This window comes from Pseudomonas sp. NY15356, assembly GCF_048068175.1.
Lineage (GTDB): Bacteria > Pseudomonadota > Gammaproteobacteria > Pseudomonadales > Pseudomonadaceae > Aquipseudomonas > Aquipseudomonas putida_K.
Genome location: NZ_JBLUPW010000040.1, coordinates 20,075 through 35,444 on the forward strand (window position 1 = coordinate 20,075; position 15,370 = coordinate 35,444).

The window sequence follows — 15,370 nt, forward strand, 5'->3', positions numbered from 1 at the left end:
GCAGAGTCACTCAACCAACGACTTGAGCCCTTGCCATTCCTGCTCGGTCAAAGCCACCCCTTCACGCTGCGCCAGCTCCCGCTCGCGGTAACGGCGCTCCCCAGGCATACGGCTCAGCCCCACCGCCTGCATGTGCTCCACCAGCGCCCGGCTGCGCTGGGCGAAGCGCTCGCCTTCGGCCTTGCTCGGGTCGATGACGATGATCAACTGCCCGGTCCACGGCGTCTTCGCCCCCGGGTGCCCGGACCAGTCGAACTCCCATGAGAAGTGCCCGCCGGTCAGCGCCGCGGCCAGCAGCTCGACCATCATCGACAGCGCCGAGCCCTTGTGCCCGCCGAACGGCAACAAGGCACCGCCTTCCAGAATCGCCTTGGGGTCGCAGGTGGGCTGGCCCTGGGCGTCCACGCCCATGCCCGGCGGCAACTGCTCGCCGGCCCGCGCGGCGATCTGCACGTCGCCATGGGCCATGGCGCTGGTGGCCATGTCGAAGACGATCGGATCATGCCCGGCACAAGGCGCAGCGAAGGCGATGGGGTTGGTGCCGAACAGTGGCTTGCGCGCTCCATGTGGCACCACGCAGGTCATGCTGTTGACCACGCTCAGGGCCACCAGCCCTTCGTCGGCGAACGGCTCGACGTCCGGCCAGAGCGCCGCGAAATGGTGCGAATTGTGGATCGCCAACACCGCGACCCCGGCGCTGCGGGCTTTCTCGACCAGCAGGGGCCGGGCCGCAGCCAGGGCCGGCTGGGCAAAACCACCTCGGGCATCGACCCGCACGTAACCCGGTGCCACATCGCTCACCTGGGGTATGGCCTGGCCATCGACCCAGCCGCTGGCCAGGGTCGAGACATAGCCAGGGATACGAAACACCCCATGGCTGTGGGCGCCATCGCGCTGCGCGCTGGCACAGTTGAAGGCCAGCACGGCAGCGACCGGCTCGGCGCAACCGTGGCGCAGGAAGATCCGTTGCAACAGCGCCTGCAGCTCGGCGAAAGGCACGCGCACGACAGGGTTGGCGGAAGGTGCGGACATCTGGAGCTCCTTTCTTGGAATTGGAATGGCTACAGCGTAGGCAAGGGCAAAACTGTCCCGCGAATGACAGCTATCTGTCAATTGTTGACTTGATGACAGAAAACATCCATTTTCTATCCACGCCTCATCTCACCCGGAGCCGACCATGAGCCAACCGATCAAGCAACGCCTCGAGAACAGCCTGCACAGCACCGCAGCCTCGGGCCGCAAGATCGCCAGCTACATGCTCGCCAACCTCCATGAACTGCCGTTCCAGACCTCTGCGAGCATCGCCGCCAAGCTGGGCGTCAGCGAGTCCAGCGTCGGCCGCTTCTGCCGCGCCCTGGGCTATGCGCACCTCAAGGCACTCAAGCAGGACCTGCAGAGCGACCTGGGCGATGGCCCCTGGCTGGTGGGTGATCGCCTGCAAGAATACCGCCAGGGGCAGGACGACAGCGAGAGCTCCGGCAGCCTGGAGCTGGAGATCGCGGCGTTGGTCCGGGTGCATGAATACAGCCGTGGCCAGGCCTGGCAACAGGTCGCCCAGCGCCTGGCGGCCAAGCCGCGGGTGTTCATCGCCGGTTTCCAGACCGAACGCGGCGTGGCCATGTGCATGAGCCACCTGCTGCAATACCTGCGCGATGGCGTGCAGCTGGTCGACGGCAGCGCCGGGCACTTCGGCGAAGTGCTGCTCGGCCGCGCCGAGGACAGCGCGCTGGTGGTGTTCGAGGCACGCCGTTATTCCCGCCATGCCCTGCAGCTGTGCCAGAAGGCGCGCCAGGCCGGCATCCCGGTCACCCTAGTGACCGACACCTTCTGCGACTGGGCCGACGCCAACGCCGACGAGGTGTTCCGCATCCCCACCGAATTCAATCTCTTCTGGGAATCCACCTCGGCGATGCTGTCGTGGGTGCATCTGATGGTCAACGAGGTCTGCAGGAAGCTGGGGCCTGATGTTGAAAGACGCTTGGAAGCAACTGCCGCTCTACATAACGAGTTCGTCGGCTACACCTCGTGGCCCGCGAGCAAACAACAATAGCAAGAGTGAACGTCCAGAGGTGCAAGATGAGAAAGACCATGGCTGTGGTGGGTGCGTGTGCCCTGTTCCTGGCGGGCGCGGCCAGCGCCGAAACCCTGCGGTTCGCCACCGAAGGTGCCTACCCGCCCTTCAACTACGTCGACGCCGACAACACGCTGCACGGCTTCGATATCGACATCACCCATGCCCTGTGCGCGCAGATGAAGGTCGAATGCACCCTGGTGGCCCAGGACTGGGAAGGCATCATCCCGGCCTTGATGGCACGCAAGTATGACGCCGTGGTCGCCTCGATGATCGACACCGAGGAGCGGCGCAAGAAGATCGCCTTCACCAACCACTACTACCGCACCCCGCTGACCGTGGCGGTGGCCAAGGACAGCCCGATCAGCGATGCCCAAAGCGACTTCAAGGGCTACACAGTCGGCGCCCAGTCCTCCTCCACCCAGGCCATCTATGCCGAAGACGTGTATGCCAAGGCCGGTGCCGACGTGAAGCTCTACCCGACCATGGACGAGGCCAACGCCGACCTCGCCGCCGGCCGCCTGGACGGGGTGATCGCCGACAAGTTCCCGTTGCACGAGTGGGTCAACAAGAACGGCCAGGACTGCTGCAAGGTCCTCGGCGACGTCAACGGCACCAAGGCCAATGCCGCCATCGCCGTGCGCAAGGACGACGAGGCCCTGCGCCAGCGTCTGAACAAGGCCCTGGACGAAATCGTCGCCAACGGCACCTACCAGAAGATCGCCAGCAAGTACTTCGACTTCGACATCTACAACTGACCCTGCGGACTCACCCGCTTCAACAGGGCTGCAGTGCCCTGTGGGAGCGGGCTTGTCCCGCGATAGCGTCGGCAGGCCCACCCTCATCGTCTGGGCCAACGCCATCGCGGGGCAAGCCCGCTCCCACAAGGTCCTCGCTGCCCTCAGGTATCGCGTGAGGCTGAAGCAAAGGAGCACTTTGCATGCTCGAACATTTGTCCTTGCTGTCCTTGGCCAGCGGTGGCTGGGGCCAGGCACTGCTGGCCGGTGCCCTGGTGACCCTGTCGCTGGCCCTGGCCTGCCTGCCCATCGGCCTGCCCCTGGGCCTGCTGGTCGCCCTCGCCGCCCGCTCGCGCAACCGCGCGGCACGCGCCTGGGCGACCAGTTTCTCCACCGTGTTCCGCGGCCTGCCGGAGCTGCTGACCCTGCTGATCATCTACTACGGCTGCCAGATCGCCGCGCAAAAGTTGCTGGCGGCCATGGGCTATGAAGGGGAAGTGCTGATCAACACCTTCCTGGCAGCGATGATCGCCTTCAGCCTGGTGTTCGCGGCCTTTTCCAGCGAAATCTGGCTGGCGGCGTTCAAGACGCTGCCCAAGGGCCAGGTGGAAGCCTGCTCGGCCTTGGGCCTAAGCCAACGCACCGGCTTTTTCAAGGTGGTGCTGCCGCAACTGACCCGCATCGCCCTGCCGGGCTTGTCCAACAACTGGTTGTCGCTGCTCAAGGATACCTCGTTGGTCTCGACCATTTCCCTGGTCGACCTGATGCGCCAGACCAACCTGGCCGTCAGCGTGACCAAAGAACCGATGTTCTTCTATGGCGTCGCCTGCCTGGGCTACCTGCTGTTCTCGGCACTCTCGGGGCGGGTCTTCGCTCTCATCGAACGACGTTGCAACCGTCACCTGCAAGGAGCCCGGGCATGAGTTTCGAACAACTGCTGGCCATGGTGCTCGACCCCGACCTCCTGGAGCGCTACGGGCCGCGCTTTGTCGACGGCCTGCTGGTGACCGCCAAGCTGGTGGCGATCTCCTTTACCCTCGGCGCCGTCCTGGGCCTGCTGCTGGCCCTGGCGCGCCTGTCGCGCAGCCGGGTGCTGCAGCACCTGTCCGCCGGCTACGTGTACTTCTTCCGTGGCTCGCCTCTGCTGGCCCAGCTGTTCCTGCTGTACTACGGCCTCGGCTCGCTCAAGGGCTTCTGGCAGGACATGGGCCTGTGGTGGTTCTTCCGCGAGGCCTGGTACTGCGCCCTGCTGGCCTTCACCCTGAACACCGCCGCCTACCAGGCGGAAATCTTCCGCGGCAGCCTCATGGCCGTGGCGCCAGGCCAGTACGAAGCGGCCCGGGCCCTGAGCCTCAAGCGCTCGACCACCTTCTTCAAGGTGGTGCTGCCGCAGTCGCTGCTGGTGGCCGTGGGCCCGCTGGGCAACGAGCTGATCCTGATGATCAAGGCCAGCGCCATCGCCTCGCTGGTGACCCTGTACGACCTGATGGGAGTGACCAAGCTGGCCTTCTCGCGCAGCTTCGACTTCCAGATCTACCTGTGGGCCGCCGTGCTCTACCTGGTGATCGTGGAAATCGTAAGACGCGCCCTGAAACACCTGGAAGCCCGCCTGGGCCGCCACCTGAACTGACCGAAGGATACGCTCCATGCATTGCCAAACCATCGTCCTGGGCGCCGGCATCGTCGGCGTCAGCACCGCCCTGCACCTGCAGGCCCGTGGCCGCCAGGTGATCCTGATCGACCGCGACGAACCGGGCAGCGGCACCAGCCATGGCAACGCCGGGCTGATCGAGCGCTCCAGCGTGATCCCCTACGCCTTCCCGCGCAGCCTGGGCGCGCTGCTGCGCTATGGCCTGAACCGCCAGCCCGACGTGCGCTACAGCCTCTTGCACCTGCCCAAGGCCGCGCCCTGGCTGCTGCGCTACTGGCAGCAGTCGGCGCCCGGACGCCTGGCCGGTGCGGCGGCCGACATGCTGCCGCTGGTGCAACGCTGCGTCGAGGAACATGACGCGCTGATCGACGCCGCCGGCCTCGGCGCACTGGTCCAGGCCAAGGGCTGGATCGAGGTGTACCGCGACCCTGGCCTGTTCGCCCAGGCCAAGGCAGACCTGCAGGCCCTGGCGCGTTATGGCCTGCGCTACCAGATCCTCGAACGCGACCAACTGCAGGCTCGCGAGCAGCAGCTCGAGGGCGATGTGGTCGGGGGCATCCACTGGCTGGACCCCAAGACCGTGACCAACCCCGGCGGCCTGACCCGCGGCTATGCAGCGCTGTTCGTCCAACGTGGCGGCCAGTTCCTGCATGGCGATGCGCGCAGCCTGCGCCAGGTGGGCGAGCACTGGCAGGTGGACAGCCGCCGAGGCCCGGTGACCGCCGACGAGGTGGTGGCCTGCCTCGGCCCGCAGTCGGCCGAGCTGTTCGAGCCGCTGGGCTATCGCTTCCCACTGGCGATCAAACGCGGCTACCACATGCACTACAGCACCCGTGACGGCGCCGAGCTGGCCCACTCGATCTGCGATACCCAGGGCGGCTACGTGCTGGCGCCCATGGCCCGGGGCGTGCGCCTGACCACCGGCATCGAGTTCGCCGCCCACGACGCGCCAGGCAACGAGATCCAGCTGGGCCGCTGCGAAGCCCTGGCGCGCAAGCTGTTCCCGGCCCTGGGCGAGCGCCTGGACGATCGCCCCTGGCTGGGCCGGCGCCCCTGCCTGCCGGACATGCGCCCGGTGATCGGCCCGGCGCCGCGCCACAAGAACCTCTGGTTCAACTTCGGCCACGCCCATCACGGCCTGACCCTGGGCCCGGTGACCGGCCGCCTGTTGGCCGAGCTGGTCACAGGCCAGGAGCCTTTCACCGATCCGGCGCCCTACAGCGCCGCACGCTTCGACTGAACCTACGCGGGAGAACAACAAGATGACCGCCGCCCCCCTGAGCCTTGCCAGCCTCGCCCCCGAACCCGACCCGCGCCCGGTGCTGATCCGCATCGAAGGCCTGAACAAGCACTATGGTGCCTTCCATGTACTGCACGACATCGACCTGCAGGTGCGCGAAGGCGAACGCATCGTCCTGTGCGGCCCCTCGGGTTCCGGCAAGTCGACCTTGATCCGCTGCATCAACCGCCTGGAGATCGCCGAGCAAGGCAGCATCCAGGTGGCCGGCATCGACCTTGCCGCCACCAGCCGCCAGGCGGCCCAGGTGCGCAGCGAGATCGGCATGGTGTTCCAGCATTTCAACCTGTTCCCGCACATGAGCGTGCTGGACAACTGTCTGCTGGCGCCCACCAGCGTGCGCGGGCTGTCGCGCAAGGACGCCGAAGAGCGGGCGCGCATGTACCTGAGCAAGGTGGGCATCGAGAGCCAGGCACACAAGTACCCCAGCCAACTGTCCGGCGGCCAGCAGCAGCGCGTGGCCATCGCCCGGGCGCTGTGCATGAAGCCGCGGATCATGCTGTTCGACGAGCCCACCTCGGCACTCGACCCGGAAATGGTCGCCGAGGTCCTGGACGTGCTGGTGCAACTGGCTGGCACCGGCATGACCATGCTCTGCGTGACCCATGAAATGGGCTTCGCCCGGCAGGTGGCCGAGCGCGTGCTGTTCCTCGAGGGCGGGCACATCATCGAAGACAGCCCGCCTGAAGTGTTCTTCAACCACCCCCAGACCGCGCGGGCGCAGGCGTTTCTCAAGCAGATCCTGCACTGACTGAAGGGTGACAACCTCGTGGGAGCTGGCGACAGCCTGCGATGGGCTGCAAAGCAGCCCCAAGCCTTTGAACGCTGGACCCCATCAGACTCAAGGGGCCGCTTTGCGGCCCATCGCAGGCTGCGCCAGCGCCTACGAAGCAAGCGGAGCCTGGGCCGTATTGGCACGGCTGCGAAGTCGTCCACCGCCTTGCGCAAACGCCCCTATTGCTTGCTGGCGCTTATTGCACCCACGCAAAGACCCAACTGCATCGTTAAATATTATTGACCCAAATCCCCGCCAAACCCTTGTCACCTCAGGCCTCCAGGCCCTACAACCCCCGAAAAACGGCGGCTGCACCTGCCGTCACTCGTTTGACATATCGAACGGCTCTGGCAAGCTATGAATCAAGCCCCGACCGGAATCGCCTGCCTGGCGAGCCGGCAGTGCTCGGGGCTCCAGGCCGCACACAAGGCCCAGGCCGTGCGCCTGCACAACAACGACAGGTAGAACCTGTCCCAAGGTGACATATGTCCAACAGCAACATTGGCAACAAGCAACCCTCCCTGCGCAAACCCGTCGTCCTGATGACCATGGGCACCCAAGAGCGCAAAGGCCATGACTATCAGGTCATGACCCACAAATACATCACCCCGCTGGTCGAGTTCGCCGGTTGCGTCCCGGTTCTGGTGCCCACCTGCTGCGGTACCGAAGACCTCGAGACCTACCTGGACATGGCCGACGGCGTCTACCTGACCGGCGCGGGCAGCAACATCGACCCGGCCCTCTATGGCCAGGAAAACCAGACCCCAGGCAAGGCCCAGGACAAGGATCGCGACCTGTTCGACATCCCGCTGGTGAAAATGGCCATCGCCCGTGGCCTGCCGATCTTCGGCATCTGCCGTGGCATGCAGGAAATCAACGTCGCCCTGGGCGGCGACATCTACCAGAAGGTCTACGCCGAACCTGGCTTCAACGACCACCGGGAAAACCCCGAAGACCCGGTCGATGTCCAGTACCAGGCCGTGCACAGCGTGAAGATCAAGCCAGGCAGCTGGCTGCGTGAGAAGCTCGGCACCGACGAGATCCGCGTCAACTCGCTGCATGGCCAGGGCCTGCACACGCTGGGCAAAGGCATCGAGCCGATCGCCCACGCCGAAGACGGCCTGGTGGAAGCCATCCATGCCCCGAGCATTTCGCCGTTCCTGTTCGCCGTGCAGTGGCATCCTGAATGGCAAGCTGCGAAGAACCCTGACTCGATCCGGATCTTCGAAGCCTTCGGCGAAGCCTGCCGTACCCAGGTGCGCAAGTCCCAGGGCAAGCGCAACCAGGCTGCCTGATTCCTCTTCGTTAGGTTTTCGATCGTGGGGCGGTGCAATGCCGCCTCCCGCTTCCCCGGTCACCCTCTGCTGGTCCCAGAACACTTCCCGTGGAAGCGGGCGGCTGGCATGTGCCTGCCTCACGATCACTTTTTTCAAAAACTGACGGCAAACTGCTGGCCCCCGGCCGTGCAAGGCGAAGGCAAACTTCCTTCTCCTTCATAAGCTTAGGACAGCAACATGCGGGCATTTCTAGCAACGATCGCTGGCTGCGTAATGGCTACGGTCGCCCTCGGCGCCCAGGCCAGGGCCTTGAACCAGAACGATCGGCACGTCTGTAACTGGGGTTCGCAGATCGCCGCCGAAGCGCAACAGGCCAAGCTTTCCGGCGTGACGTTGTATGCCACGCGCAAGAAACTGCAGACACGGCGGTTTCCCAAGCCGTGGATGCGCATGACGGCATTCGGCATTACCGAACAGACCTACAACAGTCGCTCGCGGCTCAAGCCGAGCGCAATCAAGCAGACCTACTACGAACAATGCGTGCAGCATGCCATTGCTCGAAGATAGTCTTTTAATTTCAGGTAGTTAGATAAACAACCTGAAGCACCTTGTTAGATTTTGGACACCCGCCCCAGCCACTCATATGGCGGGGCGGTGAGTCTCAGCAGCCGCTCAAGGCCGGCGCGCGGCGCTCGCCAGCGAAGAACAGCGGGCGCAGGCGTACTCCGACCAGGTTGCCGCTATAGGCCGCCACCAGCCACAGCCATCCATGTACGCTGCCCGACGCGATGCCGCTGAAATAGGCGCCGATGTTGCAGCCATAGGCCAGGCGCGAGCCGTAGCCTAGCAACAGGCCGCCGATGACTGCGGCAACCAGCGACGGCAGCGGAATGTTCAGGCTCGGCGCGAAACGCCCGGCCAGGCCCGCGGCCAGCAGCGCACCGAGCACGATACCCAGGTCCATCACCGTGGTGACGTCGTGCCACAAAGGTGCGGCCAGCGCCTTGGCGTTGGCGGGCATCTGCCAGAATGCCCAACTGCCCACGTCGACACCCAGGCCGCCCAAGGTCTTCGCACCCCACAAGGCGAACGCCGAGGTGATCCCCCAGGGGCGACCGGCCAAGGCCAGGGTGGCGTAGTTCAGCAACGCCAGTGCGATGGCGCCCCATACCAGCGGCCAGGGGCCTCGCAGCAAGCGGCGCAGGCCCTGGTGCTCGCTCGGCGCTGGCACCTCCAGCCCACCATGGCGACGCGTTTCCAGCACCCGCGTGCCCCATGCGATCAGCCCGAACAGGGCCAGGCTGGCAATCAGCGCCGGCACCACGCCCCAGGCCTGGACGATGGAGGTGGCCGGGAACGACGGCAAGGCGAACCACCAGTCGACGTGATGGGTGGCAGTCACCGAACCGATGATGAAGAACAGCAAGGTCACCAGCATCCGCGCATTGCCACCGCCGACGGTGAACAACGTGCCCGAGGCGCAGCCACCACCGAGCTGCATGCCGATGCCGAAGATGAATGCCCCGAACACCACCGAGACACCCGCCGGCGCCACCAGCCCCTTGACCGGTGTGCCGAACAGGCTGCCGGCCGACAAGGCCGGGAAGAACAGCAGCACGGCCAGGGCCAGCATGACCATCTGCGCACGCAGGCCGGCCCCGCGACGCTCGGTGATGAATACCCGCCAGGCCGAGGTGAAGCCGAAGGCAGCATGATAGAGCGTCAGGCCCAGGGCCGCACCGACGATCAGCAGCAGCACCTGGTTGAGGCCGGCATTGAGGTTGAGGAACCAGGCACCTGCCAGCAGCAGGCCCAGGGCGAACAATGGCGCGCCCAGGCGGCGCGGCTCGGGTGTGGCGGTTGTGGAAAGACCCATGAAAATACTCGGATACAGTGGAACGAGCCGCGAGTATAGCGCCCCGACCGGGCACTACGTACCCGGGGCAGGCAATTCCTCCCCTGTAGGCGCGGGCTCGTCCCGCGATCAAGGGCGACGCCCTCAGGGCCCTTCGCTGGCCTCGGCACGCAGGATGCCGATCAGGATATCCGCCAGCTCCTTGACCATCGGGTCGGCCGTGGGGCGATGGAAGATCGCCGCCTCGAAAACCTTGATCGGCTTGAAACCGTCCTCGGCACCCAATACCCGATGCCCCGGCGTGACCACCCGCGAGGGCAGCAGGCTCACGCCCAGTCCATTGGCCACGGCTTCCTGGATACCGGCAAGGCTGGAACTGGTGAAGCCGATACGCCAGCTGCGGCCCATGGCCTCGATCGCACTGATCATGTCATCGCGGTAGAGCCCCCGCGGTGGGAAGGTCACCAACGGGATCGGGTCCTGGGCGAAACAGGGGTACTGCGCACTGTCGATCCACTCGATGCGTTCGGGCTGGCAGGCGTTGGCCTCGCGGCTGTGCCGCCGCTGCTTGACCAGTACCAGATCAAGCTCGCCGCGGTCATAGCTGCTCATCAGGTCGCGGCTCAGGCCGCCGGTGATCTCCAGCTTGACCTTCGGGTGCTTGCGGTTGAAGGCCGCGAGCGCCGGAACGGTCTTGCTGGCGACGAAGTCGTCCGGCAGGCCGATACGCACGGTGAGCGTGACCCCGCCCGACATCGCCTCGCTCAGCTGATTGCTCACCGCGAGCAGATGGCGCGCATAGCGCAGCAGCGTTTCGCCAGCATCGGTGGGGTGCACTTCGCGGTTGCTGCGGTCGAGCAACTGATGCCCAACCATCTCTTCGAGCCGCCGGACCTTCTGGCTGACCGTCGACTGGGTCGAATGCAACCGGGTGGCCGCGGTGGTGAAGCTGCCGCAGTCAGCGACCATCACCACGGCCCGAAGCAGGTCGAGGCCGTAGATCGACCTATTGGATTTCACGCTTTCAGTCATGTTCAGGATTTGACTTTCGAATGGACAGGCTGAGTGCATCATGCCAGAAGCCGTTGCCCAGGGTTACTCCACCTGGCCTATCCTTGGCACATGCCCCACCAGGACCACGTGCGATGCCCACGCCCGACACCACGCTGCAAGGCAGCTGGCAGCACAACGCCCAGGCCTGGATCCAGGCCGTGCGCAGCGGCGCCATCGAAAGCCGCCGCCAAGTCACCGACCAAGCCATCCTTCTGGCGCTGATGGGTCGCCAGCCGCAGCGGGTCCTGGACCTGGGCTGTGGCGAGGGTTGGCTGCTGCGTGCCCTGGCCGAGCGCGGCATCCAGGCGACAGGCGTGGACGGCGATGCGACGCTGGTCGAGGCTGCGCGCGGCGCAGGCTCGGCGCCTGTGCACCTGGCCAGCTACGCACAGCTGGCCGAAGCGCAGGTAGACGTGGGTCATGGCTATGACGTGGTCTGTGCCAACTTCGCCCTGCTGCACCAAGACATCATCCCCCTGCTCTGTGCCCTGCATGGCCTGCTCGCCCCCAGCGGCGCCCTGGTCATCCAGACCTTGCACCCCTGGAGCATGGCCACAGGCGACTACCAGGATGGCTGGCGCGAGGAAACGTTCGCCGGATTCGCCGGGCAATGGACGCCGATGCCCTGGTATTTCCGCACCCTCTCCAGCTGGCTGAATGCCCTGGACCTGGCCGGGTTCCGCCTGGCCAGCCTGCAGGAGCCGCAACATCCGCAAAGCCCGGTGCCGCAATCGTTGTTGATGGTCGCTCAAGCGGCCGACGCGTGAAGGCAAAGCACTGGTTGCGACGAGAAACCACGCTGAACGCAGGCATTCAGCGAATAAATACCGGACATTTCAACATTTAATTTGTGGATGCCAGGCAAAGGCCCATATTCTGTCCAGGCCTCCCCTGCGGCGCACCGGCCGGTGCGGCACACGGCACGGGGAAAGAACAACAAGTCGAGACTGTCCATGTCGAATCATTCCTACTTCGCCCCCCACGGTGGGCACCCGGCTCAAACCGAGCTGCTGACTGACCGTGCCATGTTCACCGAAGCCTATGCCGTCATCCCCAAGGGCGTGATGCGTGACATCGTCACCAGCCACCTACCGTTCTGGGACAAGATGCGCATGTGGGTCATTGCCCGCCCGCTGACCGGCTTCGCCGAGACCTTCTCGCAGTACATCGTCGAAGTCGCCCCCGAAGGCGGCAGCGAGCGCCCAGAGCTGGACCCGAACGCTGAAGCGGTGCTGTTCGTGGTCGAAGGCGAGATCGACATCACCGTCGAAGGCAAGCATCACACCCTGGTGCCTGGCGGCTACGCCTTCCTGGCCCCGGGTGCCGACTGGAGCCTGCGCAACAACAGCAAGGCCAACGTCACCTTCCACTGGCTGCGCAAGCACTACCAGAAGGTCGAAGGCCTGCCGGTTCCAGAATCCTTCGTCACCCACCGCAAGGATGCCACCGTCATCGAGATGCCGGGCACCGAAGGCCGCTGGGTCACCACCCGCTTCGTCGACATGGCCGACATGCGCCACGACATGCACGTCAACATCGTGACCTTCCAGCCGGGCGGCGTGATTCCGTTCGCTGAAACCCACGTCATGGAACACGGCCTGTACGTTCTGGAAGGCAAAGCGGTATACCGCCTGAACCAGGACTGGGTCGAGGTCGAGGCCGGCGACTTCATGTGGCTGCGCGCCTTCTGCCCGCAAGCCTGCTACTCCGGCGGCCCAGGCCCGTTCAGCTACCTGCTGTACAAGGACGTCAACCGCCACGCGCACCTGACCCTCAACCCACAGCGTTGAGCCCAGGCTGATGTCCACGAGCCCGCCTTCATGGCGGGCTTCGTGTTTCTGGCCATACTTCAGGAACCCGCTCCGTTTCGCTCCGGCCACTGCCCATGCCCCTACCCCGCCTGCTGCTCGCCTTGCTGCTCCTGTTGCCGGCCCCGGTGTCGCTGGCCGACGCCTGGCACCTGGCGCAACGGCAAGACGGCATCGATGTGTACCTGAGCCGTGTCGAGGGTTCGACCTACCAAGCATTTCGCGGCGTCACCCGGATCAAGGCGAGCGTGCGCACGCTCACCGACCTGCAGGAGAACCTGCGGGTGGCCTGCAAATGGCTGTATGCCTGCGCCGATATGCGCTTGCTGGACGTCGAAGGCGACAGTACCTGGGTGTACCTGGTCACCGACCTGCCCTGGCCGGCACAGCCTCGGGACATGGTGCTGCGGGTGCGTACCGAGCGCCTGGACGATGGCACCCTGGTGCGCCACCTGAGCGCCGAACCCGGCAAGCTGCCGACCGTGCCGGGGTTGATCCGTGTACGGCGGCTGCGTGGCGAATGGACAATGCATCCGCTGGCCGAGAAGGAAACCGAAGTGATCTATCAGCTGCAGGCCGACCCCGCCGGGGATGTGCCGGGCTGGCTGGCCAACCGGTTCGTGGTGGATGCACCGCTGGTGACGTTGAGAACCCTCAGGGCGGTGGCCGAGCGTCAGCCATGACGACGCATTCGCCGGTAAACCCGCTCCCACAGGGATCGCCGCACACCTCGTGGGAGCGGGTTTACCGGCGAATGCGCCCGCACAGGCCCCAAGGGATGAAATAAATTTGAACGCCATCGTCCGATAGGCTTCGAAAGATCGATACCCCGCGATTCCTTGTTCGAGGAGCCAGCCATGATTTTCCCGCTGCGGCCATACCTGCCATGAAGCCCTATTACCGTGCCCCCTGCGCCTGCCTGGAGCTGGACTTCGTCCGTGACACCCTGTTCGGCCCCGTGGCCCAACGCGTGGAGTGCCATGTCCAGCTCGCTGCCCTCAACCTGCAGGGGTCCCCGGCCCTGCGCCTGCACATCGACCCACCGCTGCCGGACAAGCTCGACCGCGCCCACAGCGTGGCCTTCGAGTGGGATGGCCGCAGCTATCATGGTGTGGTGCGCGACCATGCCAAGTGCGGGGATGGCGGCATGAACCTGGTGCTGGAGCTGCAATAAGCGATCAACGGCCCGCAGTTCGCCTGAACCCTGGGCCCTTTGTGCTTCTCCATAAAAAGAGGACACGCCTGCCCTCGAGGAGAACGCTATGAACAGTCCGTTGCTCAAGCTCTTCACCCACCCCGGTGCCGCCTGGCTGGACATACGCCGCGCCGAGGAAGCCCACCCGCAACAGTACCTGCCGCGCCTGCTGGCCCTGGCCCTGATCCCCGCGCTGTGCCTGTTCGTCGGCACCACCACCTTCGGCTGGAGCCTGGCCGCCGAGGAACGGGTACGCCTGAGCATGGGCAGCGCCGCGCAGCTGGCAGGCCTGCTGTATGCCACCACCGTGGTCGGCGTGATGCTGATGGGCGTGATGATCCGCTGGATGTCCCGTGGCTTCGACACCCAGCCGACCCTGAACCAATGCATCGGCTTCGCCGCCTACTGCGCCACGCCCTGGTTCGTTGCCGGTGTGGTGGGCCTGGTGCCCATGCGCTGGCTGGCGGTGGCGGCCCTGCTGGCGGCCTCGGCCTATGCCACGGTGCTGTTGTACGGAGGGTTGCAGACCTTCCTGCGCCTGCGCAAGGAACAGGCTATGCTGTTCGCGACCTGCGTCTGGGGGGTGGGGCTGTTGCTGCTGGTGACCATCCTGGTGGCGATGATCCTGTTCTGGTTCAACGGCCTGATGCCGGAATACGTGCGCCCGGCCAGCCTCGGCTGACCGGGTCGCGAGGCCGTCAGGCGATGGCCTTGAGCGCGGCGGTGTGGCCCTGGCGTTGCGCCTTGCGCAACTGGGTCACCAGCTCGTGCAGGTCCCGGCAGCTGTTGAGGCTGTCAAGGGGAATACCGTTGACCGTGAGGCAATCATCCAGGCTCTCCCCTTGGCCCAGACGGATGTTCAGGCTGACACCGTCCGGGCAGGTCACCTCGCAGCGGTCCGGCAGGCAGGCCTGTTCGATCAGCTGACGCATCTCTAGCAGCGAAACACCTATCAACGACATGGTTCGACCCTCTCTGTACTGGATGGCCTGTTGTGTGTGAGTACGCCCTATGTTGGCGAAGTGCCAATTGATATTGCGCATGTTCAAGCGGTGGTCCATTCGCCTGAACAATGCAGCCGCGCAAATTCCTCTAGCACCTTAGAGGAAGAGTGCCGCAGGGCTCCGGCTGTTCGATCGGCTGCAGGCACTGTGCGACGGACGGTCAGCGCCCACCGTTCGTCGTTGGAAACGAACTTTTTTCAAACTTTTGTGCGCCGTCACGATTCCCACGGATAGGCCATGGAATGTCTTGCACCTGGCCAGCCCTCGATGCTGCGCAAGGGATGTGGATACCCGATGATCGACGCAAAACTCTTCGTGATCGACTACGAACTGCACGGCCAGCACAAGTCCTTCGTGATCCGTGCCGAGCGGATGGACAACGCCGAGGCCTGGCACTGGGCCAGTTGCGATGCGGGGGTGGCCCGTATCGGGCGATACGGGCGCGAGAAGATCAAGAAAGTCAGCAAGCCCGTGGCGGAGCGCTACGGGATCACTGAAGTGCATTGGCGCCAGTCTGGATAGTGGGCAAAAAGCATCGCGGGGGGCGCCCCCCCCGCCCACACCCCGGGGGGCCCGGGGGGGCCCCCCCGGGGGGGCGCCAACCCCCCCCGCCCCGGCCCCCCCCCAACACCCCCCACCCCCCCCCC

The 15,370-nt window shown here is 65.3% G+C and carries 18 protein-coding genes; 14 read left to right on the forward strand and 4 right to left on the reverse strand.

Features of this window, described 5'->3' with window-relative positions; genetic code table 11:
* Positions 1 to 6: 6 nt before the first annotated feature.
* Positions 7 to 1,032 carry an Ldh family oxidoreductase gene (locus ACNFCI_RS22310; protein WP_084857553.1) on the reverse strand — a complete coding sequence of 342 codons (1,026 nt, stop codon included), beginning with the start codon at positions 1,030 to 1,032 and terminating at the stop codon, positions 7 to 9.
* A 145-nt stretch (positions 1,033 to 1,177) separates the two neighbouring features.
* Here ACNFCI_RS22310 and ACNFCI_RS22315 point away from each other — a divergent pair, with 145 nt between their 5' ends.
* The 8 genes from ACNFCI_RS22315 (at position 1,178) to ACNFCI_RS22350 (ending at position 8,375) form a co-directional block, all read left to right on the forward strand.
* Positions 1,178 to 2,050, forward strand: coding sequence for a MurR/RpiR family transcriptional regulator (locus tag ACNFCI_RS22315; protein WP_368829403.1), 873 nt, complete (start codon positions 1,178 to 1,180; stop codon positions 2,048 to 2,050).
* Between the two features lie 26 nt (positions 2,051 to 2,076).
* Positions 2,077 to 2,829 carry a transporter substrate-binding domain-containing protein gene (locus ACNFCI_RS22320; protein ID WP_084857549.1) on the forward strand — a complete coding sequence of 251 codons (753 nt, stop codon included), beginning with the start codon at positions 2,077 to 2,079 and terminating at the stop codon, positions 2,827 to 2,829.
* 182 nt (positions 2,830 to 3,011) lie between these two features.
* Positions 3,012 to 3,731, forward strand: coding sequence for an ABC transporter permease (locus tag ACNFCI_RS22325; protein WP_084857548.1), 720 nt, complete (start codon positions 3,012 to 3,014; stop codon positions 3,729 to 3,731).
* Complete coding sequence (locus ACNFCI_RS22330; protein WP_084857546.1) at positions 3,728 to 4,438, forward strand: ABC transporter permease; 711 nt, start codon at positions 3,728 to 3,730, stop codon at positions 4,436 to 4,438. Before ACNFCI_RS22325 ends, ACNFCI_RS22330 begins: the two co-directional genes overlap by 4 nt.
* 16 nt (positions 4,439 to 4,454) lie before the next feature.
* Entirely contained in the window at positions 4,455 to 5,699 is a 1,245-nt protein-coding gene (locus tag ACNFCI_RS22335) for an NAD(P)/FAD-dependent oxidoreductase (RefSeq protein ID WP_368829402.1), read from the forward strand.
* Between the two features lie 22 nt (positions 5,700 to 5,721).
* On the forward strand, positions 5,722 to 6,507 hold the full coding sequence (locus ACNFCI_RS22340) for an amino acid ABC transporter ATP-binding protein (protein WP_084857543.1): 786 nt from the start codon (positions 5,722 to 5,724) through the stop codon (positions 6,505 to 6,507).
* Between the two features lie 509 nt (positions 6,508 to 7,016).
* The gene (locus ACNFCI_RS22345) at positions 7,017 to 7,826 is read left to right on the forward strand and encodes a gamma-glutamyl-gamma-aminobutyrate hydrolase family protein (protein ID WP_084857541.1); all 810 of its coding nucleotides are present in this window, start codon (positions 7,017 to 7,019) and stop codon (positions 7,824 to 7,826) included.
* A gap of 219 nt (positions 7,827 to 8,045) precedes the next feature.
* Entirely contained in the window at positions 8,046 to 8,375 is a 330-nt protein-coding gene (locus ACNFCI_RS22350) for a hypothetical protein (RefSeq protein ID WP_084857540.1), read from the forward strand.
* 94 nt (positions 8,376 to 8,469) lie between these two features.
* On the opposite strand, the gene ACNFCI_RS22355 is transcribed toward ACNFCI_RS22350, so the two are convergent.
* Positions 8,470 to 9,684, reverse strand: coding sequence for a YeeE/YedE family protein (locus tag ACNFCI_RS22355; RefSeq protein ID WP_368829401.1), 1,215 nt, complete (start codon positions 9,682 to 9,684; stop codon positions 8,470 to 8,472).
* A 123-nt stretch (positions 9,685 to 9,807) separates the two neighbouring features.
* The gene (locus ACNFCI_RS22360; RefSeq protein WP_416768240.1) at positions 9,808 to 10,695 is read right to left on the reverse strand and encodes a LysR family transcriptional regulator; all 888 of its coding nucleotides are present in this window, start codon (positions 10,693 to 10,695) and stop codon (positions 9,808 to 9,810) included.
* A gap of 113 nt (positions 10,696 to 10,808) precedes the next feature.
* Here ACNFCI_RS22360 and ACNFCI_RS22365 point away from each other — a divergent pair, with 113 nt between their 5' ends.
* The 5 genes from ACNFCI_RS22365 (at position 10,809) to ACNFCI_RS22385 (ending at position 14,401) form a co-directional block, all read left to right on the forward strand.
* Entirely contained in the window at positions 10,809 to 11,483 is a 675-nt protein-coding gene (locus tag ACNFCI_RS22365) for a class I SAM-dependent methyltransferase (RefSeq protein WP_368829399.1), read from the forward strand.
* A gap of 186 nt (positions 11,484 to 11,669) precedes the next feature.
* Positions 11,670 to 12,506, forward strand: coding sequence for a bifunctional allantoicase/(S)-ureidoglycine aminohydrolase (locus ACNFCI_RS22370; RefSeq protein ID WP_084857535.1), 837 nt, complete (start codon positions 11,670 to 11,672; stop codon positions 12,504 to 12,506).
* Between the two features lie 95 nt (positions 12,507 to 12,601).
* Positions 12,602 to 13,207: an START domain-containing protein gene (locus ACNFCI_RS22375; protein ID WP_084857533.1), complete on the forward strand. Its 606-nt coding sequence runs from the start codon at positions 12,602 to 12,604 to the stop codon at positions 13,205 to 13,207.
* Between the two features lie 203 nt (positions 13,208 to 13,410).
* Entirely contained in the window at positions 13,411 to 13,698 is a 288-nt protein-coding gene (locus ACNFCI_RS22380) for a hypothetical protein (protein WP_084857532.1), read from the forward strand.
* Between the two features lie 88 nt (positions 13,699 to 13,786).
* Complete coding sequence (locus ACNFCI_RS22385) at positions 13,787 to 14,401, forward strand: Yip1 family protein (RefSeq protein WP_196145299.1); 615 nt, start codon at positions 13,787 to 13,789, stop codon at positions 14,399 to 14,401.
* A 16-nt stretch (positions 14,402 to 14,417) separates the two neighbouring features.
* On the opposite strand, the gene ACNFCI_RS22390 is transcribed toward ACNFCI_RS22385, so the two are convergent.
* Positions 14,418 to 14,681 (reverse strand): DUF1652 domain-containing protein, encoded by a 264-nt coding sequence (locus ACNFCI_RS22390; RefSeq protein ID WP_084857665.1) that lies wholly within the window; start codon positions 14,679 to 14,681, stop codon positions 14,418 to 14,420.
* A 336-nt stretch (positions 14,682 to 15,017) separates the two neighbouring features.
* On the opposite strand from ACNFCI_RS22390, the gene ACNFCI_RS22395 reads away from it, so the two are divergent.
* Positions 15,018 to 15,245 carry a DUF6555 family protein gene (locus ACNFCI_RS22395; protein ID WP_084857528.1) on the forward strand — a complete coding sequence of 76 codons (228 nt, stop codon included), beginning with the start codon at positions 15,018 to 15,020 and terminating at the stop codon, positions 15,243 to 15,245.
* Positions 15,246 to 15,370: the final 125 nt, after the last annotated feature.

Coding starts and splice junctions, on each gene's coding strand:
- ACNFCI_RS22310 (WP_084857553.1), bottom strand. CDS start 1,032: ATGTCCGCACCTTCCGCCAACCCTGTCGTGCGCGTGCCTTTCGCCGAG.
- ACNFCI_RS22315 (WP_368829403.1), top strand. CDS start 1,178: ATGAGCCAACCGATCAAGCAACGCCTCGAGAACAGCCTGCACAGCACC.
- ACNFCI_RS22320 (WP_084857549.1), top strand. CDS start 2,077: ATGAGAAAGACCATGGCTGTGGTGGGTGCGTGTGCCCTGTTCCTGGCG.
- ACNFCI_RS22325 (WP_084857548.1), top strand. CDS start 3,012: ATGCTCGAACATTTGTCCTTGCTGTCCTTGGCCAGCGGTGGCTGGGGC.
- ACNFCI_RS22330 (WP_084857546.1), top strand. CDS start 3,728: ATGAGTTTCGAACAACTGCTGGCCATGGTGCTCGACCCCGACCTCCTG.
- ACNFCI_RS22335 (WP_368829402.1), top strand. CDS start 4,455: ATGCATTGCCAAACCATCGTCCTGGGCGCCGGCATCGTCGGCGTCAGC.
- ACNFCI_RS22340 (WP_084857543.1), top strand. CDS start 5,722: ATGACCGCCGCCCCCCTGAGCCTTGCCAGCCTCGCCCCCGAACCCGAC.
- ACNFCI_RS22345 (WP_084857541.1), top strand. CDS start 7,017: ATGTCCAACAGCAACATTGGCAACAAGCAACCCTCCCTGCGCAAACCC.
- ACNFCI_RS22350 (WP_084857540.1), top strand. CDS start 8,046: ATGCGGGCATTTCTAGCAACGATCGCTGGCTGCGTAATGGCTACGGTC.
- ACNFCI_RS22355 (WP_368829401.1), bottom strand. CDS start 9,684: ATGGGTCTTTCCACAACCGCCACACCCGAGCCGCGCCGCCTGGGCGCG.
- ACNFCI_RS22360 (WP_416768240.1), bottom strand. CDS start 10,695: ATGACTGAAAGCGTGAAATCCAATAGGTCGATCTACGGCCTCGACCTG.
- ACNFCI_RS22365 (WP_368829399.1), top strand. CDS start 10,809: ATGCCCACGCCCGACACCACGCTGCAAGGCAGCTGGCAGCACAACGCC.
- ACNFCI_RS22370 (WP_084857535.1), top strand. CDS start 11,670: ATGTCGAATCATTCCTACTTCGCCCCCCACGGTGGGCACCCGGCTCAA.
- ACNFCI_RS22375 (WP_084857533.1), top strand. CDS start 12,602: ATGCCCCTACCCCGCCTGCTGCTCGCCTTGCTGCTCCTGTTGCCGGCC.
- ACNFCI_RS22380 (WP_084857532.1), top strand. CDS start 13,411: ATGAAGCCCTATTACCGTGCCCCCTGCGCCTGCCTGGAGCTGGACTTC.
- ACNFCI_RS22385 (WP_196145299.1), top strand. CDS start 13,787: ATGAACAGTCCGTTGCTCAAGCTCTTCACCCACCCCGGTGCCGCCTGG.
- ACNFCI_RS22390 (WP_084857665.1), bottom strand. CDS start 14,681: ATGTCGTTGATAGGTGTTTCGCTGCTAGAGATGCGTCAGCTGATCGAA.
- ACNFCI_RS22395 (WP_084857528.1), top strand. CDS start 15,018: ATGATCGACGCAAAACTCTTCGTGATCGACTACGAACTGCACGGCCAG.